Source organism: Pseudomonas sp. TMW22089, from assembly GCF_022496645.1.
Taxonomy (GTDB): Bacteria; Pseudomonadota; Gammaproteobacteria; order Pseudomonadales; family Pseudomonadaceae; genus Aquipseudomonas; species Aquipseudomonas paraversuta.
In genome coordinates this window covers 62,017-87,125 of sequence record NZ_SCFG01000002.1, presented here as the reverse complement: position 1 = coordinate 87,125, position 25,109 = coordinate 62,017, and the positions used below count along the sequence as shown (strand labels likewise).

21 protein-coding genes and 1 other RNA gene are annotated in these 25,109 nt (G+C 59.1%); 18 read left to right on the top strand and 4 right to left on the bottom strand.

From position 1 onward, the window contains the following. Window positions 1-52: 52 nt before the first annotated feature. Both EQV90_RS02730 and EQV90_RS02725 read right to left on the bottom strand, forming a co-directional pair. Window positions 53-415: a YraN family protein gene (locus EQV90_RS02730; RefSeq protein WP_127196795.1), complete on the bottom strand. Its 363-nt coding sequence runs from the start codon at window positions 413-415 to the stop codon at window positions 53-55. Further along, window positions 415-2,166 carry a penicillin-binding protein activator gene (locus EQV90_RS02725; RefSeq protein ID WP_240877729.1) on the bottom strand — a complete coding sequence of 584 codons (1,752 nt, stop codon included), beginning with the start codon at window positions 2,164-2,166 and terminating at the stop codon, window positions 415-417. Before EQV90_RS02725 ends, EQV90_RS02730 begins: the two co-directional genes overlap by 1 nt. A gap of 234 nt (window positions 2,167-2,400) precedes the next feature. Between EQV90_RS02725 and rsmI the strand changes: the two genes are divergently transcribed. The 18 genes from rsmI to lpxC all read left to right on the top strand — a co-directional run bounded on the left by rsmI (window position 2,401) and on the right by lpxC (window position 21,924). Further along, entirely contained in the window at window positions 2,401-3,255 is an 855-nt protein-coding gene (gene rsmI, locus EQV90_RS02720) for a 16S rRNA (cytidine(1402)-2'-O)-methyltransferase (protein ID WP_003443648.1), read from the top strand. 141 nt (window positions 3,256-3,396) lie between these two features. Next, window positions 3,397-3,750: RNase P RNA component class A (gene rnpB / locus EQV90_RS02715), an RNA gene on the top strand. A gap of 355 nt (window positions 3,751-4,105) precedes the next feature. Continuing rightward, a complete protein-coding gene (gene mraZ / locus EQV90_RS02710; RefSeq protein ID WP_003443645.1) occupies window positions 4,106-4,561 on the top strand; it encodes a division/cell wall cluster transcriptional repressor MraZ in 456 nt (151 codons plus the stop codon). Between the two features lie 2 nt (window positions 4,562-4,563). Beyond that, window positions 4,564-5,505, top strand: coding sequence for a 16S rRNA (cytosine(1402)-N(4))-methyltransferase RsmH (rsmH, locus tag EQV90_RS02705; protein ID WP_085985550.1), 942 nt, complete (start codon window positions 4,564-4,566; stop codon window positions 5,503-5,505). Further along, window positions 5,502-5,795 (top strand): cell division protein FtsL, encoded by a 294-nt coding sequence (gene ftsL / locus EQV90_RS02700; protein ID WP_003443637.1) that lies wholly within the window; start codon window positions 5,502-5,504, stop codon window positions 5,793-5,795. The genes rsmH and ftsL overlap by 4 nt, the downstream gene beginning before the upstream one ends. Next, a complete protein-coding gene (locus tag EQV90_RS02695; RefSeq protein WP_177412997.1) occupies window positions 5,795-7,534 on the top strand; it encodes a penicillin-binding transpeptidase domain-containing protein in 1,740 nt (579 codons plus the stop codon). The genes ftsL and EQV90_RS02695 overlap by 1 nt, the downstream gene beginning before the upstream one ends. Further along, window positions 7,534-8,997 (top strand): UDP-N-acetylmuramoyl-L-alanyl-D-glutamate--2,6-diaminopimelate ligase, encoded by a 1,464-nt coding sequence (locus tag EQV90_RS02690; RefSeq protein ID WP_003443629.1) that lies wholly within the window; start codon window positions 7,534-7,536, stop codon window positions 8,995-8,997. The genes EQV90_RS02695 and EQV90_RS02690 overlap by 1 nt, the downstream gene beginning before the upstream one ends. Further along, complete coding sequence (gene murF, locus EQV90_RS02685; protein ID WP_003443626.1) at window positions 8,990-10,357, top strand: UDP-N-acetylmuramoyl-tripeptide--D-alanyl-D-alanine ligase; 1,368 nt, start codon at window positions 8,990-8,992, stop codon at window positions 10,355-10,357. Before EQV90_RS02690 ends, murF begins: the two co-directional genes overlap by 8 nt. Next, window positions 10,357-11,439 (top strand): phospho-N-acetylmuramoyl-pentapeptide-transferase, encoded by a 1,083-nt coding sequence (mraY, locus tag EQV90_RS02680; RefSeq protein WP_240877728.1) that lies wholly within the window; start codon window positions 10,357-10,359, stop codon window positions 11,437-11,439. Before murF ends, mraY begins: the two co-directional genes overlap by 1 nt. 5 nt (window positions 11,440-11,444) lie before the next feature. Further along, window positions 11,445-12,791 carry a UDP-N-acetylmuramoyl-L-alanine--D-glutamate ligase gene (gene murD, locus EQV90_RS02675; protein WP_003443619.1) on the top strand — a complete coding sequence of 449 codons (1,347 nt, stop codon included), beginning with the start codon at window positions 11,445-11,447 and terminating at the stop codon, window positions 12,789-12,791. Beyond that, window positions 12,791-14,002 (top strand): putative lipid II flippase FtsW, encoded by a 1,212-nt coding sequence (ftsW, locus tag EQV90_RS02670; protein WP_177412998.1) that lies wholly within the window; start codon window positions 12,791-12,793, stop codon window positions 14,000-14,002. Before murD ends, ftsW begins: the two co-directional genes overlap by 1 nt. Further along, window positions 13,992-15,062 (top strand): undecaprenyldiphospho-muramoylpentapeptide beta-N-acetylglucosaminyltransferase, encoded by a 1,071-nt coding sequence (gene murG / locus EQV90_RS02665; protein WP_003443612.1) that lies wholly within the window; start codon window positions 13,992-13,994, stop codon window positions 15,060-15,062. Before ftsW ends, murG begins: the two co-directional genes overlap by 11 nt. Further along, complete coding sequence (gene murC, locus EQV90_RS02660; protein WP_003443610.1) at window positions 15,055-16,515, top strand: UDP-N-acetylmuramate--L-alanine ligase; 1,461 nt, start codon at window positions 15,055-15,057, stop codon at window positions 16,513-16,515. Before murG ends, murC begins: the two co-directional genes overlap by 8 nt. Continuing rightward, window positions 16,512-17,468: a D-alanine--D-alanine ligase gene (locus EQV90_RS02655; RefSeq protein ID WP_003443607.1), complete on the top strand. Its 957-nt coding sequence runs from the start codon at window positions 16,512-16,514 to the stop codon at window positions 17,466-17,468. The genes murC and EQV90_RS02655 overlap by 4 nt, the downstream gene beginning before the upstream one ends. A gap of 4 nt (window positions 17,469-17,472) precedes the next feature. Next, window positions 17,473-18,339, top strand: coding sequence for a cell division protein FtsQ/DivIB (locus EQV90_RS02650; protein ID WP_037001571.1), 867 nt, complete (start codon window positions 17,473-17,475; stop codon window positions 18,337-18,339). Window positions 18,340-18,354: 15 nt separating this feature from the next. Beyond that, window positions 18,355-19,614: a cell division protein FtsA gene (gene ftsA, locus EQV90_RS02645; RefSeq protein WP_003443600.1), complete on the top strand. Its 1,260-nt coding sequence runs from the start codon at window positions 18,355-18,357 to the stop codon at window positions 19,612-19,614. Between the two features lie 71 nt (window positions 19,615-19,685). Next, entirely contained in the window at window positions 19,686-20,900 is a 1,215-nt protein-coding gene (ftsZ, locus tag EQV90_RS02640) for a cell division protein FtsZ (protein WP_003443576.1), read from the top strand. A gap of 112 nt (window positions 20,901-21,012) precedes the next feature. Next, the gene (gene lpxC / locus EQV90_RS02635; RefSeq protein ID WP_003443572.1) at window positions 21,013-21,924 is read left to right on the top strand and encodes a UDP-3-O-acyl-N-acetylglucosamine deacetylase; all 912 of its coding nucleotides are present in this window, start codon (window positions 21,013-21,015) and stop codon (window positions 21,922-21,924) included. 165 nt (window positions 21,925-22,089) lie between these two features. Here lpxC and EQV90_RS02630 read toward each other — a convergent pair whose 3' ends face one another. Beyond that, complete coding sequence (locus EQV90_RS02630) at window positions 22,090-23,694, bottom strand: sensor domain-containing diguanylate cyclase (protein ID WP_240877727.1); 1,605 nt, start codon at window positions 23,692-23,694, stop codon at window positions 22,090-22,092. A 3-nt stretch (window positions 23,695-23,697) separates the two neighbouring features. After that, window positions 23,698-25,017 carry an OprD family porin gene (locus EQV90_RS02625; protein WP_010655581.1) on the bottom strand — a complete coding sequence of 440 codons (1,320 nt, stop codon included), beginning with the start codon at window positions 25,015-25,017 and terminating at the stop codon, window positions 23,698-23,700. Window positions 25,018-25,109: the final 92 nt, after the last annotated feature.

The following is a 25,109-nucleotide window of genomic DNA, read 5'->3' as shown; positions in this document are numbered from 1 at the left end:
AGCAAAGCAAAATCGTTTAATAAAAGGGTGCTGGAATCGGCCTGACAGCGGGTCAGCTGTCAAAGGCATTCCGTAGCCAGTTCAAGTGAGGTGTTGCGCTGTCCATTGTTACGACATCAAAGCGGCAGGGATGATTGGCCCAGCGCGACTCGCGTTGCAAAAAGTACTGAGCTGCAAGTATCAGCTTTTGCTGCTTGCGTGCGTCAATGCTGGCCAGTGCGCCACCCCATTGCGCGTGTTGCCGGTAACGAACTTCGACGAATACTACTGTATCGCCGTCAAGCATGACCAGATCCAGCTCGCCGCGCTTGCAAAGCCAGTTCTGTGCCAGCAAGCGTAAACCCTGTTGCTCAAGATGCCGCAGCGCCAGGCGCTCGGCATCCTTGCCTGTTTGCAGGCTTGAGCGCTCGGGCATCAGTTGGGAGTATCGGGCAGGCGTTGAATCTGGCCGTTAACGAACTCGGCCCACGGCAGCTGACGCTCGACATGTTGTGTCGGGCTCATGCCGAGGCTGCCCGACAAGCCGTCGATCCGGCTGTCTGGCAGAGCCTTGAGCTGGCCCAGGCGCGATGCCAGGGTGTAAGCGTCAACGCCCATGGCGTACAGGCGGCCCATGCTGCTTGAAGCCTGTGGCCATTGTGCAGCCACTTGCTGGCGTAGCGGGTTGCCGGGCTCCAGCAGCCATGGGGTCTCGCAGAAGCGCACGCCATTCATGTCTTTGTACTGGTCCTGATTGCCGCTGGCACTGAAGACGTGGGACGTGGCGTAAACCGGCAGATCGCCTGCGTATTGGTAGTTCAGGGTCGGCTTGATCTGCTGGGCTTGCTGGGGCGTGGCGGCGAGGAACAGGAACTGCAGCGGCTCGGCGGCGTTTTTACGCAGTTGCACCAGATCGCCGACCTGCTGGGCCAGGGCTACGGGTTTGTCGATGTACTCGATACCCACGATGGAGCCGCCGTGGGCGACCCATTCCTGACGGAATGCATTGAGTACGCGCTCGCCCCATTCGCCTTTCGGAACCATGGCGCCGGCGTGGGTCAGGCCGTCGGCGCGTGCGCGGCGAGCCACTTCACGGGCTTCGTCTTCAGCGGCGAGGCCAAACTGAAACAGCTGGGCCGGGCCATGTGCGCTTTCGCTGTAATTGAGGGCCAGTGTAGTGATGGGCAGCTGCGGGCGAGCACTCAGCTGCTTGACCAGTGATTTCTCCAGCGGGCCGATCACCAGTTGCACGCCATCGGCTTGTGCCTTGTTGTAGAAGTCGTCCAGGGATACCAGGCGCGAGCTGTCATAAAACTGGATGCTTGGCGGGTTTTGCCCGGCCTGCTGAGCTTGATAGTGAGCAGCCATGAAGCCGTCGCGCAATGCCTTGCTCACAGAGGCCAGCTGGCCGTCCTGAGGCAGTAGCAGGGCGATTTTGGTCAAAGGCTGGCTGGCCAGCTCCTTGAGCTTGATCAGTGGCGCGGGTAGCTGGATGGCAGCGGGGTGATTCGGGTTTTGCGCACGCCACTGGTCTATGGCGTTTTGCTGGTCCTGAACGGTGCCGGCGCTCTTCACGGCCAGGGCCAGGGACATCCATCCGCCCAGAACATCGTTGCTTTGTGCCTGCAGTTGCTCCACCGGCAATGCGGCAACCAATGTCCAGATGGCGTCATTGTTGCTGTTGGCAGCATCGCCGGTCAGGATCGGGCTCATCGCTACACGTTCGCGTGCTGCGGCCAGTGTTTGCCCGTCTGCTTCAAGGGCACGGGCGTGCACGGTATGGGTGCGTACTTGCAAATCGTTCGGTAGCTCGCCGATGCGCGACACGCTTGGATGATTCAGGGCGGCCACGGCAGCCTTGGGATCATTGCGCTTCATTGCCAGTTCGGCTGTCAGCGTGCTGGCAAAGACTTGCTGTGCTGGCTTGAGCTGATCCAGCGGGACCTGGGCCAAAATCTGCGCGGCGCGCTGATCATTGTTCTGGCCCATGGCCAGATCAGCCGCGGACAGGCGCAGCAAGGCGGCCTTCTCCGGATTTTTGGTTTCGGAGGCCTGCTGCAGCAACTGCTCAAGGCTGGCATCCGGGGTTCGGGGGAGTTCGCCAAGGCTGGACGAGGGCGAGCTGGCGCAAGCCGCCAACAGGGCAGCAAGGCAGAGGGCAGTGAACAGCCGCAGGCAAGCGATCATGTAGTGTTCCTGTTACTCGAACAAAAGAGCGGGAATTGTACCCAAGCACTGGCCGGGGCGCGATGTTACAGGCGATAAAGCCTGAATTTAGATGAGTTCTGCGGGTTGTGGCGGTGAAATTTTTGCGAATAAGCACTCTGCAGTCTGACTGGAAGGTGCGTTCAGGAGGGGTCTACGCGCTACAATGGCGCCTTTAACTCTCATGAGGTGTGCGTTTTGACTGCTCCAGGTGCTATGAATTCCGTTGTCGGGTCGCTTTATGTGGTGGCGACGCCCATCGGGAACCTGGACGACATCAGTGCGCGTGCGCTCAAAGTGCTGCGTGACGTGTCGCTGATTGCGGCCGAAGACACGCGTCACTCCCTGCGTTTGATGCAGCATTTTGGCATCACCACTCCCTTGGGTGCCTGTCACGAACATAACGAACGTGATGAGGGTAGTCGCTTTATTCAGCGCTTGCTGGCTGGCGAAGATGTCGCCCTGATCTCTGATGCCGGGACGCCGTTGATCTCCGATCCGGGGTATCACCTGGTACGCCAGGCACGCGCGGCCGGGGTCAAGGTGGTGCCTGTGCCGGGTGCCTGCGCCCTGATTGCGGCGTTGTCAGCTGCAGGCTTGCCTTCCGACCGATTTATCTTCGAGGGATTTCTTCCGGCTAAGGCTGTTGGGCGCCGTACGCGCCTTGAGTTGCTGAAGGAAGAGCCGCGCACTCTGATTTTTTACGAGGCACCACATCGTATCCTTGAGTGCCTGCAAGATCTGGAGCTGGTATTTGGTCCGGACCGCCCGGCCTTGTTGGCGCGGGAACTGACCAAGACCTTCGAAACCCTCAAGGGTTTGCCATTGTCCGAGTTGCGCGCCTTTGTCGAGGGCGACAGTAACCAGCAGCGTGGCGAGTGCGTGGTGCTGGTTGCAGGGTGGACTGCGCCTGAAACAGACGAAGCAGTCAGCAGTGAAGCGATGCGCATTCTCGACTTGCTGCTAAAAGAAATGCCGCTAAAACGCGCGGCCGCACTTGCAGCTGAAATAACCGGCGAGCGAAAGAATGTGTTGTATCAAGTGGCGCTGGAAAAACAAAAAGTTGATTAAGGCCTCTGTTTAAGTAGTGGCCTTTTGCTATTTTTTTGTTGTCCGGGCTGGCAGGCAAAGGCTTTGCGCAGGGTGAATGAAACTGCCATCTGGCTTTTAACGCTTGTTCTATACGCTCTGTACAGTTAATCTTCGCGCCGGAGAGTCGATTGGACAGTCGCTGCCCTCTATGAAAATTAGGGGGGGGAGGAAAGTCCGGGCTCCATAGGGCGAAGTGCCAGGTAATGCCTGGGAGGCGTGAGCCTACGGAAAGTGCCACAGAAAATAACCGCCTAAGCGCTTCGGCGCCGGTAAGGGTGAAAAGGTGCGGTAAGAGCGCACCGCACGACTGGCAACAGTTCGTGGCTAGGTAAACCCCACTTGGAGCAAGACCAAATAGGGTTCCAAGGCGTGGCCCGCGCTGGAACCGGGTAGGTTGCTAAAGATGTCCAGTGATGGCCATCGTAGACGAATGACTGTTCACGACAGAACCCGGCTTACAGATCGACTCTCCACCTTTTTTCTTCTGCTTGCGCTGCAGGCAGATTGCCACAAGAAACAAGCGCTCCATCTCCCCCGATGTATTCGCAAGAAAATCTGCCGAGTAATGCCAAAAAGTTCTTACTCTTAACAAACTACTTTAAGTTTGAAGTCCAGGGCTTTGAGTTTGTTGCACTTCGCGAGTCAAAAAATCCCTCCGGTTATTGCTGCACGTCTGTTTACCCTCCTAAATCTCAGTTATGTAAGGATTTTCCTTCGGGCCGCTCCTTGACGGTGTGGTGGGCGCATTCCTATAGTGTGCGCAAGTGGCGAAAAGTGGCATAAAGTGGGTTTTTTAGACGTAAAACGCTAATTTTGGGAGTGACGCCTCGTGTTTCGCGGAGCTAACGCAATCAGTCTCGATGCCAAGGGCCGTCTCGCAATGCCGAGCCGGTACCGTGACGAGTTGATTTCGAGAAGTTCCGGGCAACTGATCGTGACCATTGATGCGGTAGATCCCTGCTTGTGTGTGTACCCGCTCGATGAGTGGGAGCTGATTGAAACCAAGCTTCGGGCGTTGCCTTCGTTGCGTGAAGAGAACCGCCGTTTGCAACGTCTGTTGATTGGTAACGCCGTCGACCTAGAGCTCGATGGCAGTGGTCGTTTTCTGGTGCCGCCGCGTTTGCGTGAATATGCCAGGTTGGATAAGCGCGCGATGTTGGTAGGCCAGTTAAACAAGTTTCAACTGTGGGACGAGGATGCCTGGGAAGCTGTTTCTGCCGCTGACCTTGCAGCCATTCAACAACCGGGCGCGATGCCTGAAGAACTGCGTGATTTAATCCTGTGACTATAGATAGCGACTTCAACCACATCACCGTACTGCTCGACGAAGCCGTAGAGGCTCTCGCCGTACGTCCTGATGGATGCTATCTGGATGGCACCTTCGGTCGCGGCGGACATAGCCGCCTGATACTCCAGAAGCTTGGCCCTGAGGGCCGTTTGCTCGGGTTTGATAAAGATCCCCAGGCGATTGCCACCGGGCAAGCGCTAGCGGCCGAAGACGGCCGCTTTGTCATTGTGCAACGCAGCTTTGCCGAGATGGGCTCCGAGATCGCCGCCCGCGGCCTGGCCGGAAAGGTCAGCGGTGTTCTCCTCGATCTGGGGGTTTCTTCGCCACAGCTCGACGATCCTGAGCGCGGCTTCAGTTTCATGAACGACGGCCCGCTGGACATGCGCATGAACCCTGATGAAGGGATCAGCGCGGCTGAGTTTGTAAACACCGCATCCCAGGACGAAATTGCCCGTGTATTCAAAGAATATGGCGAAGAGCGTTTTTCCGGGCGTATGGCCCGCGCAGTGGTTGAGCGCCGGGCAATTACCCCGTTTGAACGCACGGGCGATCTGGCTGAAGTGCTGAAAGTGGCCAACCCGGCCTGGGAAAAGGGCAAGCACCCTGCAACCCGCACCTTCCAGGGCCTGCGCATCCACGTCAATAACGAGCTGGGTGATCTCAAGGCCGGCCTCGAAGCGGCACTTGAATCCCTGGAAGTCGGCGGTCGCCTGGTGGTGATCAGCTTCCACTCCCTGGAAGACCGCATCGTCAAATTGTTCATGCGTGACCTGGTCAAAGGTGAACCCGACAACCTGCCCCGCGGCCTGCCGGTTCAGCACACCAGTTTCGATCCCATTATAAAAATCCATGGCAAGGCCCAGTTCGCATCTGAAGCGGAGCTCAAAGCCAATCCGCGCTCGCGCAGCGCTGTCATGCGCGTCGCGGAGAAGCTTCGTTGAACAAGCTCTTCGCCAAACCACTTCCCGGCGGAAGTTTTTTCATGCTGCTGCTGTTTATTGCCGTATTGGTTTCGGCAGTGGGCGTTTCCTATAGCGCCCACTGGAACCGCCAACTGCTCAACACCCTGTACGGGGAGCTGAGTGTGCGTGACAAGGCCCAGGCCGAGTGGGGGCGTCTGATCCTCGAACAAAGCACCTGGACTGCCCATAGCCGTATCGAAACCCTGGCCAGCGAACAACTGAAAATGCGCATCCCGGGCGCAGCAGAAGTTCGGATGGTGGCGCCATGATCAAACTCGAAGGCGCACTCTATCCGTGGCGTTTTCGTGTAGTGCTGGCATTGCTGGCACTGCTGGTAGGTGCGATTGCCTGTCAAATTGTCTACCTGCAGGTGATCGACCATGACTTCCTCAAGGGGCAGGGCGATGCCCGCAGTCTGCGTCACATCCAGATCCCGGCACACCGCGGCCTGATTACTGACCGTAATGGCGAGCCGCTGGCCGTCAGTACCCCGGTGACCACGTTGTGGGCCAACGCCAAGGAAATGCAGGTGGCCAAGGATCGCTGGCCGGCCCTGGCCCACGCGCTTGGGCAAGATCCCAAGGTGCTGACGGCGCGTCTTGAACAGCAAGCCAATAAAGAATTCATCTATCTGGTCCGCGGCTTGACACCCGAGCAGGGCCAGCTGGTGCTCGACCTTAAAGTGCCGGGTGTATATGGCATCGAAGAGTTCCGTCGTTTTTACCCGGCGGGTGAAGTGACTGCGCACATGGTCGGCTTTACCGATATCGACGATAAAGGCCGCGAAGGTGTTGAGCTGGCCTATGACGAGTGGCTGGCCGGCGTGCCGGGCAAGCGACAGGTGATCAAGGATCGGCGCGGTCGTCTGATCAAAGACATTCAGGTTACAAAAAACGCCAAGGCAGGGAAGACCTTGGCGTTATCGATTGACCTGCGCCTGCAGTATCTGGCCAACCGCGAACTGCGCAATGCGCTGGTCGAAAACGGTGCCAAGGCCGGCAGCCTGGTAATTATGGATGTGAAGACCGGCGAGATTCTGGCCATGGTCAACCAGCCGACCTACAACCCGAACAACCGTCGCAACCTGCAGCCAGCGATGATGCGTAACCGCGCCATGATCGACGTGTTCGAGCCGGGCTCAACGGTAAAGCCGATTTCGATGAGTGCTGCGCTGGAAACCGGACGCTGGAAACCCACCGATAAAGTCGAGGTGTATCCGGGCACGCTGCAACTGGGCAAATACACCATTCGCGACGTATCGCGCACTGAAGGCCCGATCCTTGATCTGACGGGCATTCTGATCAACTCCAGTAACGTCGGCATGAGTAAGGTTGCCTTCGATATCGGTGGTGAAGCGATTTTCCGCCAGATGGCCAAAATGGGTCTGGGTCAGGACACGGGCCTGGGCTTCCCGGGTGAGCGCGTCGGCAACCTGCCGAACTACCGCGAGTGGCGCAAGGCTGAAACCGCGACCCTGTCTTATGGCTACGGCGTTTCGGTGACGGCGATCCAGCTGGTACACGCATTTTCGGCGCTGGCCAACAACGGCAAGCTCGCCCCGCTGACCCTGCTCAAGGCCGACAAGCCGGCGCAGGCCGCGCAAGTCATGCCCGAGCAGGTCGCCAAGACCGTTCAGGGGATGCTCCAGGAAGTTATCGAGAACCCGCGCGGCGTCTGGCGGGCCAAGGTGCCGGCCTATCACGTGGGCGGCAAGTCCGGTACTGCGCGTAAAACATCCTCGGGTGGCGTCAAGGGTTATGCCGTCAACTCGTACCGCTCCCTGTTTGCCGGGTTTGGCCCGATGAGCGATCCGCGTTACGCAATCGTTGTGGTCATCGATGAGCCAAGCAAGGCGGGCTACTTCGGTGGTCTGGTTTCGGCTCCAGTATTCAGCAAAGTAATGTCCGGCACCCTGCGCCTGATGAACGTGACGCCGGATAACTTGCCGACGGCCGCGGAGCAACAAGCAGCCGCGACCGCTGCAGCAGCCAAAGGAGGGCGCGGCTAATGTCCCTGAGCCTGAACAAGATTTTCCCTCACGCAGGTCACGATCTGTTGATCCGTGAGCTGACCCTCGACAGCCGCAATGTGCGAGCCGGGGATCTGTTCCTCGCGGTACCGGGTGGCAAGCTCGATGGTCGTGAACATATCGCTGACGCCCTGCAACGTGGCGCAGCAGCCGTGGCCTATGAAGTAGAAGGCGCGGACGTATTGCCGATCACCGCCGTACCGCTGATCCCGGTCAAGGGGCTGGCGGCGCAACTGTCGTCTATCGCCGGGCGTTTTTATGGTGACCCGAGCCATCACGTGAACCTGGTGGGCGTTACCGGTACCAACGGCAAAACCAGCGTTACCCAGCTGGTTGCGCAAGCGCTGGACCTGCTGGGGCAGCATTGCGGCATTGTTGGCACCCTGGGCACGGGCTTTTATGGCGCACTGCAAAGCGGTCGCCATACCACCCCGGACCCGATTGCCGTACAGGCCATGCTGGCTGACCTGAAGAAAGCCGGTGCCAAGGCCGTGGCGATGGAAGTGTCGTCCCACGGGCTGGATCAAGGCCGGGTCAGTGCTCTGGCGTTTGATGTTGCCGTCCTGACCAACCTGTCCCGCGACCATCTGGATTATCACGGCACCATGCAGGCGTATGCCGAGGCCAAGGCCAAGCTGTTTGCCTGGCCTGACCTGGGTTGCCGCGTGCTTAACCTTGACGATGACTTCGGTCGCCAGCTGGCGGCAGAAAAACATGATTCACGCCTGATCAGCTACAGCCTCGAAGACAGCAGCGCCTACCTTTACTGCCGCGAAGCGACCTTCGACGACGATGGCGTGCGCGCCACACTGGTCACGCCACAGGGCGAGCACCATTTGCGCAGCAGCCTGCTGGGTCGTTTCAACCTGAGCAACGTACTGGCTGCGGTCGGCGCCTTGCTCGGCCTGGACTACGCGCTGGATGAAATCCTCGCCGTGTTGCCAAAGCTTGAAGGCCCTGTGGGGCGCATGCAGCGTCTGGGCGGCGGCACCAGGCCGCTGGTAGTCGTTGATTACGCCCACACGCCGGATGCCCTGGAAAAAGTCTTGCTGGCCCTGCGTCCTCACGCCAAAGGCCAACTGCTGTGCCTGTTCGGTTGCGGCGGCGATCGCGATCGCGGCAAGCGCCCGTTGATGGCCGAAGTGGTTGAACGCTTGGCGGACGGGGTTTTGGTTACGGACGATAACCCCCGTTCGGAAGCACCTGGACAAATTTTCGACGACATCCGCGCAGGTTTCGTTACGCCCCAGAGCGTCACCTTCGTCGCCGGTCGCGGTGAGGCCATTGCCCGATTGATTGCAGGTGCCAACGCCGAAGACGTCATTGTGCTGGCCGGTAAAGGTCACGAGGACTATCAGGAAATCAATGGCGAGCGTCATGACTTCTCTGATCTGGTGCAAGCCGAGAAAGCCCTGAATGCCTGGGAGGCCGCCCATGCTTAAGCCTCTGTTGCTGAGCGAAGTTGCCGCTGCCCTGGGTGGTCGGCTGGTCGCTGCCGACAGCCTTTTCAATGGTGTCAGCATCGACAGCCGCGGGATCACCAAGGGCCAGCTGTTTATTGCCCTGACCGGCCCGCGTTTCGATGGCCATGATTATTTGAATGAAGTGGCGGCCAAAGGTGCGGTTGCGGCACTGGTCGAACGCGAAGTGCCCGAGTCGGCATTGCCGCAGCTGGTGGTCAAGAATGCCCGGGTGGCATTGGGTCAGCTGGGTGCGCTCAATCGTGCCGGCTACCACAAGCCGGTTGCCGCGATTACCGGTTCCAGTGGCAAAACCACAGTTAAAGAAATGCTCGCCTGCATCCTGCGCACCCGTGGTCCGGTGCTGGCGACCAAAGGCAACTTGAACAATGACCTGGGCGTGCCGCTGACGTTGCTCGAACTGACCCAGGAACACACGGCGGCAGTGATTGAGCTGGGTGCTTCGCGCCTGGGTGAAATTGCTTATACCGTCGGCATGACCAAGCCCCATGTTGCCGTGCTCAACAATGCCGGAACCGCCCATGTTGGCGAATTCGGCGGGCCGGAAAAAATCGTCGAGGCCAAGGGCGAAATTCTCGAAGGGCTGGACGCTGATGGCGTCGCGGTTCTGAACCTGGATGACAAGGCTTTTGGTATCTGGCAGGCCCGGGCTGCTGGCCGCAAGGTACTCAGCTTTGCCCTGACAAACCCAGAAGCAGACTTTTACGCCAGCAATCTGGCCCGCGATGCACGGGGTTGCCCCGGGTTTGATTTGCACTGCCCGTTGGGTGTTTCCCGCGTTCAGCTCAACCTGCTGGGCACGCATAACGTCGCCAATGCCCTGGCCGCAGCAGCTGCTGCCCATGCCCTGGGCATCTCGCTGTTTGGCATAACCAGCGGCTTGCAAGCCGTGCTTGCGGTCAAAGGTCGCGCGGTGGCGCAACTGACCGCTGGCGGCCTGCGAATTATTGATGACACTTACAACGCAAACCCCACCTCAATGTGCGCTGCCGTTGATATACTCGCCGCCTTTTCCGGCCGCACCGTCCTGGTGCTCGGAGATATTGGCGAGTTAGGTGAGTGGGCGGAGCAAGGACATCGTGAAGTAGGCGCTTATGCCGCCGACAAAGTTTCAGCGCTCTATGCGGTGGGACCCATGATGGCTCATGCCGTCACTGCATTTGGACACCATGCTCGTCACTTCGCCAATCAGGCTGACCTGATCCAGGCGCTTCGTGCTGAGCACGAAACAAACACCACTATTTTGATCAAGGGCTCGCGCAGCGCAGCGATGGAAAACGTCGTTGCGGCTTTGTGCGGTTCCAGCGGGGAGAAACATTAATGCTGCTGCTTCTAGCGGAGTATCTACAACAGTTCTACAAGGGCTTCGCAGTCTTCCAGTACCTGTCCCTGCGCGGGATTCTTGGGGTGCTCACCGCGTTGACCTTGTCCCTGTGCCTGGGGCCGTGGATGATCCGCACCCTGCAAAACCGTCAGATCGGCCAGTCGGTGCGTAACGATGGTCCGCAATCGCATTTGTCCAAGTCCGGTACGCCAACCATGGGCGGCGCGCTGATCCTGTCGGCGATCACCATCAGCACCATGCTTTGGGCTGACCTGAGCAACCGCTATGTGTGGGTCGTGATGATTGTGACTCTGCTGTTCGGTGCAATTGGCTGGGTCGATGACTACCGCAAGGTGATCGAAAAAAACTCTCGCGGTCTTCCTAGCCGCTGGAAGTATTTCTGGCAGTCGGTGTTCGGTCTGGGCGCGGCGATCTTTCTATATATGACGGCACCCAGCGCAGTCGAAACCACGCTGATTCTGCCCATACTCAAAGACGCCAGCATTCCGCTGGGTATCGGCTTTGTGGTGCTGACCTACTTCGTGATCGTAGGCTCGAGCAACGCAGTCAACCTTACTGATGGCCTGGACGGTCTGGCGATCATGCCGACCGTTATGGTTGGTGGTGCCCTGGGTATCTTCTGCTACCTGTCGGGTAACGTGAAATTTGCCGACTACCTGTTGATCCCGTATGTCCCGGGCGCAGGCGAACTGATTGTGTTCTGCGGCGCACTGATCGGTGCCGGTCTCGGATTCCTGTGGTTCAACACCTACCCCGCACAAGTCTTCATGGGCGACGTTGGCGCACTGGCGCTGGGCGCAGCCCTGGGCACCATTGCCGTGATCGTGCGTCAGGAAATCGTGCTGTTCATCATGGGCGGTGTGTTCGTGATGGAAACCCTGTCTGTGGTGATCCAGGTAGCGTCTTTCAAGTTGACCGGCAAGCGGGTGTTCCGCATGGCGCCGATCCATCACCACTTTGAACTCAAGGGCTGGCCTGAGCCACGCGTGATTGTCCGTTTCTGGATCATCACCGTGATTCTGGTACTGGTCGGCCTTGCCACGCTGAAGCTGAGGTAGAATCTGTGTCTCTGATCGCTTCTGACCACTTCCGCATCGTTGTCGGCCTCGGCAAGAGCGGCATGTCCCTGGTGCGCTTTCTGGCGCAGCAGGGCGTGTCCTTTGCTGTGGCGGATACGCGGGAAAATCCGCCGGAGCTGGCCACGCTGCGCCGTGACTACCCCCAGGTGGAGGTGCGTTGTGGCGAACTGGATGTCGAGTTCCTGTGCCGCGCCGATGAGCTCTACGTGAGCCCCGGCCTGGCATTGGCGACTCCGGCACTGCAGGCAGCGGCTGCCCGTGGCGTGAAGTTGTCCGGTGATATCGATCTGTTCGCGCGTAACGCAAAGGCACCGATCGTGGCAATCAGCGGTTCCAACGCCAAGAGCACCGTGACCACCCTGGTGGGTGAAATGGCCCTGGCTGCCGGCAAGCGTGTTGCCGTCGGCGGCAACCTGGGCACGCCGGCGCTGGATCTGCTCAGTGATGACATCGAGCTGTACGTCATGGAGCTGTCGAGCTTCCAGCTGGAAACCACCAACCAGCTGGGCGCAGAAGTGGCCACCGTGCTCAATGTCAGCGAAGACCACATGGACCGTTACAGCGGTCTGCCGGCCTACCACCTGGCCAAGCACCGGATTTTCCGCGGTGCCAGGCAGGTGGTGGTCAACCGTCAGGACGCCTTGACCCGGCCGCTGATGAGCGAAGGGCTGCCGTGCTGGACCTTCGGTTTGAGCGCGCCCGACTTCAAGGCTTTCGGCCTGCGTGAAGAAAACGGCGAAAAATATCTCGCCTTCGAATTTGAAAACCTGATGCCGGTCCGCGAGCTGAAAGTGCGCGGCGCCCACAATCAGGCCAATGCCCTGGCGGCACTGGCGCTGGGGCATGCCGTGGGCCTGCCGTTCGACGCCATGCTGAGCGGCCTGCGCAGCTTCACCGGTCTTGAACATCGCTGCCAGTGGGTACGCGAATTTGAGGGTGTGAGCTACTACAACGACTCCAAGGCCACCAACGTGGGGGCCGCACTGGCCGCCATCGAAGGCCTGGGAGCGGACATGGACGGCAAGCTGGTACTGATCGCCGGCGGTGACGGCAAGGGTGCAGACTTCAGTGGCCTGCACGACTCAGTGGCCAGGTACTGCCGCGCAGTGGTCCTGATGGGCCGCGATGCCGGCCTGATCGCCGACGCCTTGGGCGATAGCGTGCCCCAGGTGCGCGTCAGCTCCCTGGACGAAGCCATTGCCCAAAGCCGTTCGCTGGCCCGCCCGGGTGACGCGGTATTGCTGTCGCCGGCCTGCGCCAGTTTCGACATGTTCAAAAATTACGAAGAGCGTGGCCATCTGTTTGCGCGTGCAGTGGAGGCCCAGGCATGATTTTCGGCATTCTGAAACCTTACCCTTCGCCGTTGATCACGGGCCGTGGCATTGACCTCGACTTCCCGTTTCTGGCCGGTTGCATGGCCTTGCTCGGCCTGGGCCTGGTGATGATCACCTCGGCATCGTCTGAAGTGGCCGCCCTGCAGTCGGGCAACACCCTTTATCACATGATCCGCCACCTGTTTTATATCGTGCTTGGCCTTGTTGCATGCGTGCTGACCATGATGGTGCCGATTGCTACCTGGCAGCGCCTGGGCTGGTTATTGCTGATCGGTGCGTTCGGCTTGCTGGTGATGGTGCTGCTGCCGGGCATTGGCCGTGAAGTGAACGGTTCGATGCGCTGGATCGGCTTCAGTTTCTTTAACGTACAGCCCTCGGAAATCGCCAAGGTTTTCGTGGTGATCTACCTCGCCGGTTATCTGGTCCGTCAGCAGAAGGAAGTCCGCGAAAGCTGGATGGGCTTCTTCAAGCCTTTCATCGTGTTGCTGCCGATGGCCGGTCTGTTGCTGATGGAGCCTGACTTCGGTGCCACCGTCGTAATGATGGGGGCAGCGGCAGCGATGTTGTTCCTGGGCGGTGTCGGCCTGTTCCGCTTCGCCCTGATGGTGGCGCTGGCAGTCGGTGCGGTCTTCGTGCTGGTGCAGGCGCAACCTTATCGTATGGCCCGCTTGATCACCTTTACCGACCCGTGGTCCGACCAGTTTGGCTCCGGTTATCAGCTGACCCAGGCCCTGATCGCATTCGGTCGTGGCGAGTGGTTCGGGGTCGGTCTGGGCAACAGCGTACAGAAGCAGTTCTACCTGCCGGAAGCGCACACCGACTTCGTATTCTCGGTACTGGCTGAAGAGCTGGGTGTGGTCGGCTCCTTGCTGACCGTGGCCCTGTTCGTATTCGTCTGCGTGCGCGGCATGTACATCGGCATGTGGGCCGAGCGGGCCAAACAGTATTTCGCCGCCTACATGGCGTACGGCTTGTCGTTCCTGTGGATCGGCCAGTTCCTGATCAATATCGGGGTGAACGTCGGCCTGTTGCCAACCAAGGGTCTGACCTTGCCATTCCTCAGTTATGGCGGCAGTTCCCTGGTGATTTGCTGCGTATGTATGGGTCTGCTGCTGCGAATCGAGTGGGAGAGTCGAACCCACCTGGGCAGCGAAGAGACTGATTTCAAAGAAAGTGATTTCGCAGAGGAGCCGAACAATGGGCGCTAATGTGCTGATCATGGCGGGCGGTACCGGCGGACACGTGTTCCCTGCGCTGGCCTGCGCCCGTGAGTTTGAAGCACGCGGCTACAGCGTGCACTGGCTTGGAACCCCGCGCGGGATCGAGAACGAACTGGTTGAACCTGCCGGTTTTACCCTGCACCGGATCAACGTCACCGGCCTGCGTGGCAAGAGCAAGCTGTCGTTGTTCAAGGCGCCGTTTGTATTGCTCAAGGCCATGTTTCAGGCGCGCAAAATCATTCGCCAGCTCAAGCCGGTCTGCGTGCTCGGGTTTGGTGGCTATTTGACCGGGCCTGGTGGTCTGGCAGCCAAAACCTGCGGTGTGCCGGTGATCATTCACGAGCAAAACGCCGTGGCCGGTACTGCCAACCGCTTGCTGGTGCCGATGTCGAGCCGTGTGTGCGAAGCCTTCCCCGGAACCTTCGCGGTATCGGACAAGCTGCGCAGTACCGGTAACCCGGTCCGCCCTGAATTGTTCAGCCTGGCGCCACGGGCCGCACTCGAAGGCCGCAAGGCGCGCCTGCTGGTGCTGGGCGGCAGTCTGGGGGCCGAGCCGTTGAACAAGTTGTTGCCTGAAGCACTGGCCAAAGTACCGGTTGAGGTGCGTCCTGAAGTGTTTCACCAGGCCGGCAAACAGCACGACCAAATTACCGCCGAGCGCTATGGCGCGGTCGGCGTCGAGGCTCAAGTGCAGCCTTTTATCAAAGACATGGCCCAAGCCTATGGCTGGGCCGACCTGGTGGTTTGTCGCGCAGGCGCGCTGACCGTCAGTGAACTGGCTGCGGCCGGTCTGCCATCGCTGCTGGTGCCATTGCCCCACGCGATTGATGACCATCAGAGCCGTAATGCCGACTTTCTGGCTCGCGAAGGTGCTGCCTTCCTGATGCCGCAAGCGACAACTGGCGCAGCCGAACTGGCCGCACGCCTGACAGAGGTTTTGATGCAACCGGAACGACTGAACAGCATGGCGACCAATGCTCGCCGCCTGGCCAAACCTGATGCAACCCGCAACGTTGTAGATATCTGCCTGGAGGTGGCCAATGGTTGAGAATCAGAAAGCCATGCCGCAACCGGAAATGCGCCGTATCCGTCGCATCCACTTCGTCGGCATCGGCGGCGTGGGCATGTGCGGTATTGCCGAGGTGCTGCTGAACCTGGGTTATGAAGTGTCGGGTTCCGACCTGAACGCATCGCCAGTTACCGAGCGTCTTGAGTCGTTCGGTGCGCACATCTTTATCGGTCACCGCGCCGAGAACGCTGCCACTGCCGATGTATTGGTCGTGTCGAGTGCGGTCAACACCTCTAACCCTGAAGTCGCGACTGCCCTGGAACGCCGTATTCCGGTGGTGCCGCGGGCTGAAATGCTGGCCGAGCTGATGCGTTATCGCCACGGCATCGCCGTAGCCGGTACCCACGGCAAGACCACCACCACCAGCCTGCTGGCCTCGGTGTTCGCAGCCGGTGGCCTCGATCCGACGTTCGTGATCGGTGGCCGACTGAATGCAGCGGGCACCAATGCACAACTGGGCACCAGCCGTTACCTGATTGCCGAAGCTGACGAAAGCGATGCCAGCTTCCTGCACCTGCAGCCGATGGTTGCGGTGGTGACCAACATCGACGCCGACCACATGGCGACCTATGAGGGTGACTTCAACAAGCTGAAGAAAACCTTCGTCGAGTTTCTGCACAACCTGCCGTTCTACGGCCTGGCCGTGCTGTGCCTGGATGATCCGGTGGTGCGTGAAATCCTGCCCCTGGTCAAGCGTCCCACCGTCACCTACGGCTTCAGCGAAGCCGCCGATGTGCGTGCGATCAATGTTCGCCAGCAAGGCATGCAGACCTTCTTCACGGTGCTGCGCCCCGATCGCGAGCCGCTGGATGTGTCGGTGAACATGCCGGGTAACCACAACGTGCTGAACGCTCTGGCGACCATCTGCATCGCATCTGATGAAGGCATCAGCGATGAGGCCATTGTCCAGGGCCTGTCCGGCTTCGAGGGTGTAGGCCGACGCTTCCAGGTCTACGGCGAGCTGCCGGTTGAAGGCGGTCACGTGATGCTGGTTGACGATTACGGTCACCACCCGACCGAAGTCGCGGCCGTGATTAAAGCAGTGCGCGGTGGCTGGCCGGACCGTCGTCTGGTCATGGTTTATCAGCCCCATCGCTTCAGCCGTACCCGCGATCTGTACGACGATTTCGTGCAGGTGTTGGCCGACGCCAACGTACTGCTGTTGATGGAAGTCTACCCGGCCGGCGAAGAGCCGATTCCGGGCGCCGACAGCCGTCAGCTGTGCCACAGCATCCGCCAGCGTGGCCAGCTGGACCCGATCTACATCGAGCGTGGCGTTGAGCTGGCGCCGATCGTCAAGCCGCTGCTGCGTGCCGGCGACATCCTGTTGTGCCAAGGGGCGGGCGATATCGGCCGTCTGGCACCGCAACTTATTAACAGTCCACTATTCGCCGGTGCCGTTGTCGCAGCCAGCGGGGGGAAGTTGAAATGACCGCTGCCTACGCCAATCTGTTCTCCACCATTGCCCCTGCCGACTTCGGTCGCGTTGCCGTGTTGTTCGGCGGCAAAAGCGCTGAGCGCGCAGTGTCCCTGAAGTCGGGCAATGCCGTGCTTGAAGCACTGCAAAGTGCCGGCGTGAATGCCTTCGGGATCGATGTCGGCGACGATTTCATCGCCCGCATCACGCACGAAAAAATCGACCGTGCCTTCATCATTCTCCACGGTCGTGGCGGTGAAGACGGCAGCATCCAGGGCCTGCTCGAATACATGGGCATCCCTTACACCGGCAGCGGCATCCTTGCCTCGGCGCTGGCAATGGACAAATTGCGCACCAAGCAGGTGTGGCACAGCCTGGGTATTCCAACCCCGCGTCATGCCGTGCTGACCAGCGAAGCCGATTGTATTTCTGCGGCGAAGGAACTGAGCTTCCCTTTGATCGTCAAACCGGCACATGAAGGTTCAAGTATCGGTATGGCCAAAGTGAACAGCGCTGACGAGTTGATCGTTGCGTGGACAGAGGCCAGTAAGTACGACTCGCAAGTGTTGGTTGAGCAATGGATCACCGGTCCCGAGTTCACCGTCGCCACCCTGCGTGACCAAGTGCTGCCACCTATTGCACTGGGCACCCCGCATTCGTTCTACGACTACGACGCCAAGTACCTGTCCTCGGATACTCAGTATCGGATCCCGTGCGGGCTCGATAGCACCAAGGAGCAAGAACTCATGGACCTCACGGCTAAAGCCTGTGAGGCGATAGGTATCGCCGGTTGGGGCCGTCTGGACGTGATGCAGGACACCGATGGCCAGTTCTGGCTGCTCGAAGTCAACACCGCTCCGGGCATGACCGATCACAGCCTGGTGCCGATGGCGGCCCGTGCTGCCGGTCTGGATTTTCAACAGCTGGTGCTGTCGATTCTGGCAGCCAGCGTCGAGGCTCGAGGTTAAAAACATGCAAGGCGCATCGCTTCGTCATCAGCAACCCGTTCCCGGCCGCAAGCCGGTGCCTCGGGGCGCAAGCCGGATGGTGGCTAAAGAGCCGATGTCAGTGCGTCTGCCGAAAGCCAATTTTGGCTTCCTGAAAGTGTTGTTCTGGCCCGTGTTGCTGGTGGTGCTGGGGTACGGCACGTACGAAGGTGCGCAGCGCCTGATGCCGTACGCCGACCGGCCGATCACCAACATCAACGTGCAGGGTGATTTGACCTACATCAGCCAGCAGGCCGTGCAGCAGCGCATTGCCCCTTACATGGCGGCGAGCTTCTTCACCGTCGACCTGGAAGGCATGCGTACCGAGCTGGAACAGATGCCCTGGATTGCCCACGCCGAAGTCCGGCGCGTATGGCCTGACCAGGTGGTGATCCGTCTCGAAGAACAGTTGCCGGTAGCCCGCTGGGGTGATGAAGCGCTGTTGAACAACCAGGGCCAGGCATTCACCCCGCGTGAGCTGGCCAATTACGAACACTTGCCGCAGCTGTTCGGCCCACAACGGGCTCAGCAGCAAGTGATGCAGCAGTATCAGGTGTTGAGCCAGATGCTGCGTCCGATGGGCTTCTCCATTGCCCGGCTGGAATTGCGTGAACGCGGTAGCTGGTTCCTGACCACCGGAGCCGGCAGTGCAGGGCCCGGGATCGAGTTGCTGTTGGGGCGCGATCACCTGGTAGAAAAAATGCGTCGCTTCATAGCCATCTATGAAAAAACGCTGAAAGAACAGATTACAAACATAGCGCGCATCGATTTGCGTTATGCCAACGGATTGGCCGTCGGCTGGCGGGAACCTGTGGCACCGACGATAGCCCAACCCGCTGTCGCGAAGAATTAAGAAGAGGCAGGACCCATGGCAAACGTGCAAAGCGGAAAAATGATCGTCGGTCTCGATATCGGCACCTCCAAGGTGGTGGCGCTGGTGGGCGAGGTCGGGGAAGACGGCACCATCGAAATCGTCGGTATTGGCACGCATCCGTCCCGTGGCCTGAAGAAAGGCGTGGTGGTGAATATCGAGTCCACCGTGCAATCGATCCAGCGCGCCATCGAAGAAGCGCAGCTGATGGCCGGTTGCCGGATTCACTCGGCGTTTGTCGGTGTTGCCGGCAACCACATCCGCAGCCTGAACTCCCACGGCATCGTGGCAATTCGGGACCGTGAGGTCAGCTCCGCCGACCTTGAGCGCGTGCTTGACGCTGCTCAGGCCGTTGCGATTCCGGCAGACCAGCGCGTGCTGCACACTTTGCCCCAGGACTACGTGATCGATAACCAGGAAGGCGTTCGTGAGCCACTGGGGATGTCGGGCGTACGTCTGGAAGCCAAGGTGCACGTAGTAACGTGCGCAGTGAATGCAGCACAGAACATCGAGAAATGTGTGCGCCGCTGTGGCCTTGAGGTGGACGACATCATCCTCGAGCAACTGGCGTCGGCTTACTCGGTGTTGACCGATGACGAGAAAGAACTGGGTGTGTGCCTGGTCGACATCGGCGGCGGTACCACCGATATCGCGATCTTCACCGAAGGCGCCATTCGCCACACGGCGGTGATCCCGATTGCCGGTGACCAGGTGACCAACGACATCGCGATGGCGTTGCGTACACCGACCCAGTACGCCGAAGAAATCAAGATCCGTTACGCCTGCGCCCTGGCCAAACTGGCCGGCGCCGGTGAAACCATCAAAGTCCCGAGCGTAGGCGACCGTCCACCGCGCGAACTGTCCCGTCAGGCCCTGGCCGAAGTGGTCGAGCCGCGTTACGACGAGCTGTTCACCCTGATTCAGGCCGAGTTGCGTCGCAGCGGCTACGAAGACCTGATCCCGGCCGGCATCGTGCTGACCGGCGGTACCTCGAAAATGGAAGGTGCGGTCGAACTGGCCGAAGAAATCTTCCATATGCCGGTTCGCCTGGGCGTGCCGCACAGCTTCAAGGGCTTGTCCGATGTTGTGCGCAATCCGATTTACTCCACCGCTGTGGGCTTGTTGCTGTACGGGCTGCAAAAGCAGTCAGACGGCATCTCCATGTCGGGTATCAGCAACCGCGACAACTACAGCAGTGATGAACAAAAAGCCCCTGTGCTTGAGCGCCTGAAGCGCTGGGTCCAGGGCAACTTTTAAAGCTTGAGCAGTAAAAGATTCAAAGCAGTAGAAGTAGGCGAAAAAACTAGAGAAATGAAAGGAGAGGGAAAATGTTCGAACTCGTAGACAACATCCCGCAAAGCCCGGTAATCAAGGTTATCGGTGTTGGTGGTGGCGGTGGCAATGCTGTTAATCATATGGTTAAGAGCAACATCGAAGGCGTGGAATTCATCTGCGCCAACACTGACGCGCAAGCGCTGAAAAGCATCGGCGCCCGAACCATCCTGCAATTGGGCACCGGTGTGACCAAAGGCCTGGGTGCGGGTGCAAATCCTGAGGTCGGTCGTCAGGCCGCTCTGGAAGACCGAGAGCGCATCGCTGAAGTGCTGCAGGGCACCAATATGGTGTTCATCACCACGGGCATGGGCGGAGGTACCGGTACCGGTGCAGCGCCGATCATTGCCGAAGTGGCCAAGGAAATGGGGATCCTCACCGTTGCGGTGGTGACCCGTCCGTTCCCGTTTGAAGGCCGCAAGCGCATGCAGATCGCTGACGAAGGTATTCGTCTGCTGTCCGAAAGCGTTGACTCGTTGATTACGATTCCGAACGAAAAACTGCTCACCATCCTGGGCAAGGACGCCAGCTTGCTGTCGGCTTTCGCCAAGGCCGATGACGTACTGGCCGGTGCCGTTCGCGGTATCTCCGACATCATCAAGCGTCCGGGCATGATCAACGTCGACTTTGCCGACGTACGTACCGTGATGAGCGAAATGGGCATGGCGATGATGGGCACTGGCTGCGCCAGCGGTCCGAACCGTGCACGTGAAGCAACCGAAGCGGCGATCCGCAACCCGTTGCTCGAAGACGTGAACCTGGAAGGTGCACGCGGCATCCTGGTGAACATCACCGCCGGTCCTGACCTGTCCCTGGGTGAGTACTCCGACGTGGGTAGCATCATCGAAGCCTTCGCTTCCGAGCACGCCATGGTCAAGGTCGGTACCGTTATCGATCCGGACATGCGCGACGAACTGCATGTGACCGTGGTTGCGACCGGTCTGGGCGCGAAAATCGAGAAGCCGGTCAAGGTTATCGACAACAGCGTTCAAGCCTCTTACGCAGCCTCTTCGGCACACGCAGCTTCTACTCGTCAGGAAGCACGTACCGAGCGTCAGGAACAGCCAGTGGTTAACTACCGTGATCTGGACCGCCCGACCGTGATGCGTAATCAGGCCCAGCAAGGTGCGACTACCGCTGCCAAGCTCAACCCGCAAGACGATTTGGATTATCTGGATATCCCGGCTTTCCTGCGTCGACAGGCTGATTAATGAAATCAATCAGGGGGATTAAGGTGATTGGTATTCAGCAAAGGTTCGGTCTGCTATTATCGCCAGCCTTTGTTGATACCAGTTCGCAATTTGCGCTGAAGCGGCCAATGCCATGATTAAACAACGCACCCTGAAAAATATTATCCGTGCCACAGGTGTCGGCCTGCACTCCGGTGAGAAGGTCTACCTGACCCTCAAGCCTGCGCCTGTGGATACCGGCATCGTGTTTTGTCGTGCAGACCTTGACCCTGTTGTGCAGATTCCTGCCCGCGCGGAAAACGTCGGCGAGACAACGATGTCGACCACGTTGGTCAACGGCGATACCAAAGTAGACACGGTAGAGCACTTGCTCTCGGCCATGGCTGGCCTGGGGATCGATAACGCCTACGTCGAACTCTCCGCGTCTGAAGTCCCGATTATGGACGGTAGCGCCGGACCTTTCGTGTTTCTGATTCAATCTGCCGGCCTGGAAGAACAGGACGCGCCGAAGAAGTTCATCCGTATCCTGCGTGAAGTGACAGTGGAAGATGGCGACAAGCGCGCCACTTTCGTCCCTTTCGAAGGCTTCAAAGTGAGCTTTGAGATCGATTTCGATCACCCGGTTTTCCGTAACCGTACCCAAAGCGCAACCGTGGATTTTTCCAGCACTTCGTTTGTAAAAGAAGTCAGCCGCGCGCGTACTTTCGGTTTCATGAGTGACATCGAGTACCTGCGCAAGCACAACCTCGCACTCGGCGGTAGCGTTGAAAACGCGATCGTGGTCGACGCCAATGGTGTACTGAACGAAGACGGGCTTCGCTACGAAGACGAATTCGTGAAGCACAAGATTCTCGACGCTATTGGTGACCTCTACCTGCTGGGCAATAGCCTGATTGGTGAGTTCAAGGGCTTCAAGTCTGGCCATGCACTGAACAACCAGCTGCTTCGCAAGCTGATTGAACAGAAAGATGCGTGGGAAGTCGTGACCTTTGAAGACGCCAGCACAGCACCGATCTCGTACATGCGTCCGGTTGCAGCAGTTTAAGTAAAACTTCTTTCTCTAGTTTTTGAAGGCCACCCCCGGGTGGCTTTTTTTTGCCCTGAAATTGGTGGGGGCTGTACGAGTTCTGTCGGAGCGAGCTCTTGGGCCTGGTTGAAAAGATCGCGATCAAGCCAGTTCCTGCAAAATCTGCTGCCGCTGGGGAAGTCTTCAGGCCTCCGGCTTCGGCTGCAGCGCGTTCAGTCCCGTTTCATTGATGCAAACCACCCGGTTGCGCCCGCCTTTTTTGGCCTGGTAAAGCGCCTTGTCGGCCGTGCTGATCAGGGCTTGCTGGTCATCCCCGGGTTTTGCGTAGCGGCTGCAGGCGCCCAGGCTGATGGTCAGTTTCCTGTGCTCGGCAACAGGCTCCAGCTGCTCCACTGCGCAGCGAATCTTCTCGGCCAGCAGGCGTGTACCTGTTGCCTCGGTCTCGGTCAGTATCACGGCGAACTCTTCACCGCCATAGCGGGCGGCCAGATCGGCGGGGCGACGGGTGTGGGACTTGATCACCTGGGCAACCCGCCGTATGGCTTCATCCCCGGCTTGATGGCCGTAGCAGTCATTGAAAGCCTTGAAATTATCTATATCAATCATGACCAGGGATACAGGATTGCCCGAGCGCTGCGCCCGGCGCCATTCCAGATCCAGGGTTGTGTCCAGGGTACGGCGATTGGCCAGTCCGGTCAGGGGGTCGGTTGCGGCGAGCTCGGCCAGCACCCGCTCGGCCTTGCGCCGCAAGCGCAGCTCCCGCGTCAGCAGCCAGGTGAGCCACAGCAAGCCCAGGCAGAGCAGAAGGGTGGCACTGCCGATCAACAGGGCGGTATGCCACCAGTTGTCGAAAATACTCGAGGTGGAGATGGCGACCACCACCACCAGCGGCAACTCGCCCACCTGAGCGAAGTTGTACAGACGCTCCTGATGATAGACCCCGGACATGGCAGTAAAGCTGCCATGTCGTTCTTCCAGGAAGCGAATGAAGTTAGGGGTCCGGCTAAGGTCCTGGCCGATACTGACGCGGTTTGTCCCGGGATATTGGGTCAACAGAATTCCGTCAGCGCTGACCAGACTGATGTTGCCGGTAGGCCCTATGTCCAGACCGCGGAACATGCTCTGGAAGTAGCTCAATTTTATCTGGCCCACCGCAACCCCCCGGAAATCGCCTTCCGGGCCTGAGACTCTGCGGCTAAGAATAATATTCCAGTCATTGGCGCCCTGGCCGGCGAGAAATGGGCGGCTGATGAAGATTTTGTCGTCTGCCGCACCGAGGTGGGCCTTGAACCACGGCTGCTGGCTGGCCTGGTCCGGCACGGGCATACCCGGTGCAGAGCTGGCAATCAGTTGGCCCGCGGCATCCAGAACGAAGAATCCGGCATTGGACGGGGCTTCATTGGCCCTGGCAAAGAGCAGCGACTGTCGGGTTGCAGAGGGAAGGGTGGAGAGCTCCCGGCTTTGCAGAAAATCGATCAGGCTGGTGAGCGCGGAGTCATAAATCGAAAAGGTGTTACGAATGTCGCGATTGATCAGTTGCACCAGGTTCAGGGCTGAACGCGTGGCATCCTGCTCGGTATTGCGATACTCCCTGACCAGCAAATAGCCAACGATGCCGAGGATGGCAACCACTGACAGCGTTGTTGCCCTGATCAGCATGCGCCGGGTAATGAAGGATGTGCGGCGGGAATGTGGAATGGCCTTGACCTCACTGATGCGTTTGGTGCCCAGACCTAAGGTTACGCCATATTGGCATAAGGCCAGCTGGGATGCTGGCCTTATGGTCATTGTTTAGAACACATCGATAGGATAGTCGATGATCACGCGGTATTCGTCTACATCGTTGTCCACCGTCCGGTAGGCATCGTTGCCGCGGTTGGTTGCCCAGCGCAGGCTAACCGCCAGATCCTTGGCCTTGCCATCCTGAACCACATACTTCAGAGCCATGTCGCGCTCCCAGTGATGGGCATTCTTGCCCTGTGGGTTGTACCAGTTACCGTAACCGATACTGTTGGTGCTCGCCTTGGTCAGGTCCAGTTCGCCGCGCGAATACGAGATGCTGGAAGTCAGACCGGCGATACCCAGACCGGCAAAGTCGTATTCATATTGCAGCTTCCAGGAGCGCTCGTTGGGCCCGTTGAAGTCCGAATATTGCTGCGAGTTGTCGAGGTAAACGCTGTCGCCCTGATTGATGTAGTCAAACGGCGTGTTGCCATTGACCTTTTGCAGCACGGTGGTGAACTTGTGGCCGGCCATGGCAAGCGCAAGGTGCAGGCTGAAGGTGTTGTTGTTGATATCCCCCAGCAGTGCTTTACCGCTGTCGCGGGTGTGATAGTAATGCAGCCCCGGGTTCAGGCTGATGCTGTCAGACAGGGCGTAGGTGTAATCCAGATCGTAGTAGTACTGATCCCACACATCCTTGAGCTGGGCGGCATACAGGTTGCTGGTGATCTCGGGAATGGCGCTCCACGACGCGCCGGCCCAGGTCAGGTGTTTGCTGGTCTGGTCGTCAAGGTTGCCGTAGGTGGTCGTCAGGCGACGCATACCGCTCTGGTTGTAGGGTTTGTTGAAGCTGGCCTGGCCGCCCTCGAACATCCAGCCGTCGAAACTGTGGTTGGTCAGGCTGACGCCACGGAAGGTCTGCGGCAGCATGCGGGTTTCGCCGCCGGCGATGACCGGGTTGGTCAAGAACAGATCACCGGCTTTGAGCTCGGTATCAAAGGCGCGGATTTTCAGCGCCGCACCGGCTGATGAAAAGGCAGTAGGCGCTTTGCCATTGCCATCACTGACCGGCAGGATGCTGCTGCCATCGGTGCCGCCACCGCCGTCCAGTTTCAGGCCGAGCATGCCGTAGGCATCCAGGCCAAAGCCGACTACACCCTGGGTGAAGCCCGACTCAAATTTCCCCACAAAGCCCTGGCCCCATTCCTTGCTGTCATCGGCATGGGGGCTACGGATATCGTGGTTCATGTAGTAGTTGCGGGTATGAATCTTGAGGCTCGAGCCTTCAATAAAACCGTCTTTGGACGCTTCGTCGTCTGCGTGGGCGAAAGCGGGGATCGTTGCAGCCAGGGCAATGAATAAAGGACTGAGTTTGAGTGAATGCTTCACCGGTTTGGAGCTCCTTTTTAGTGCTGAAAATTGTTGTAATTCTCGATGAATCCGGTGCCCGGCATAGGGCGCCAAAGGAGCAGGCGCCTTAA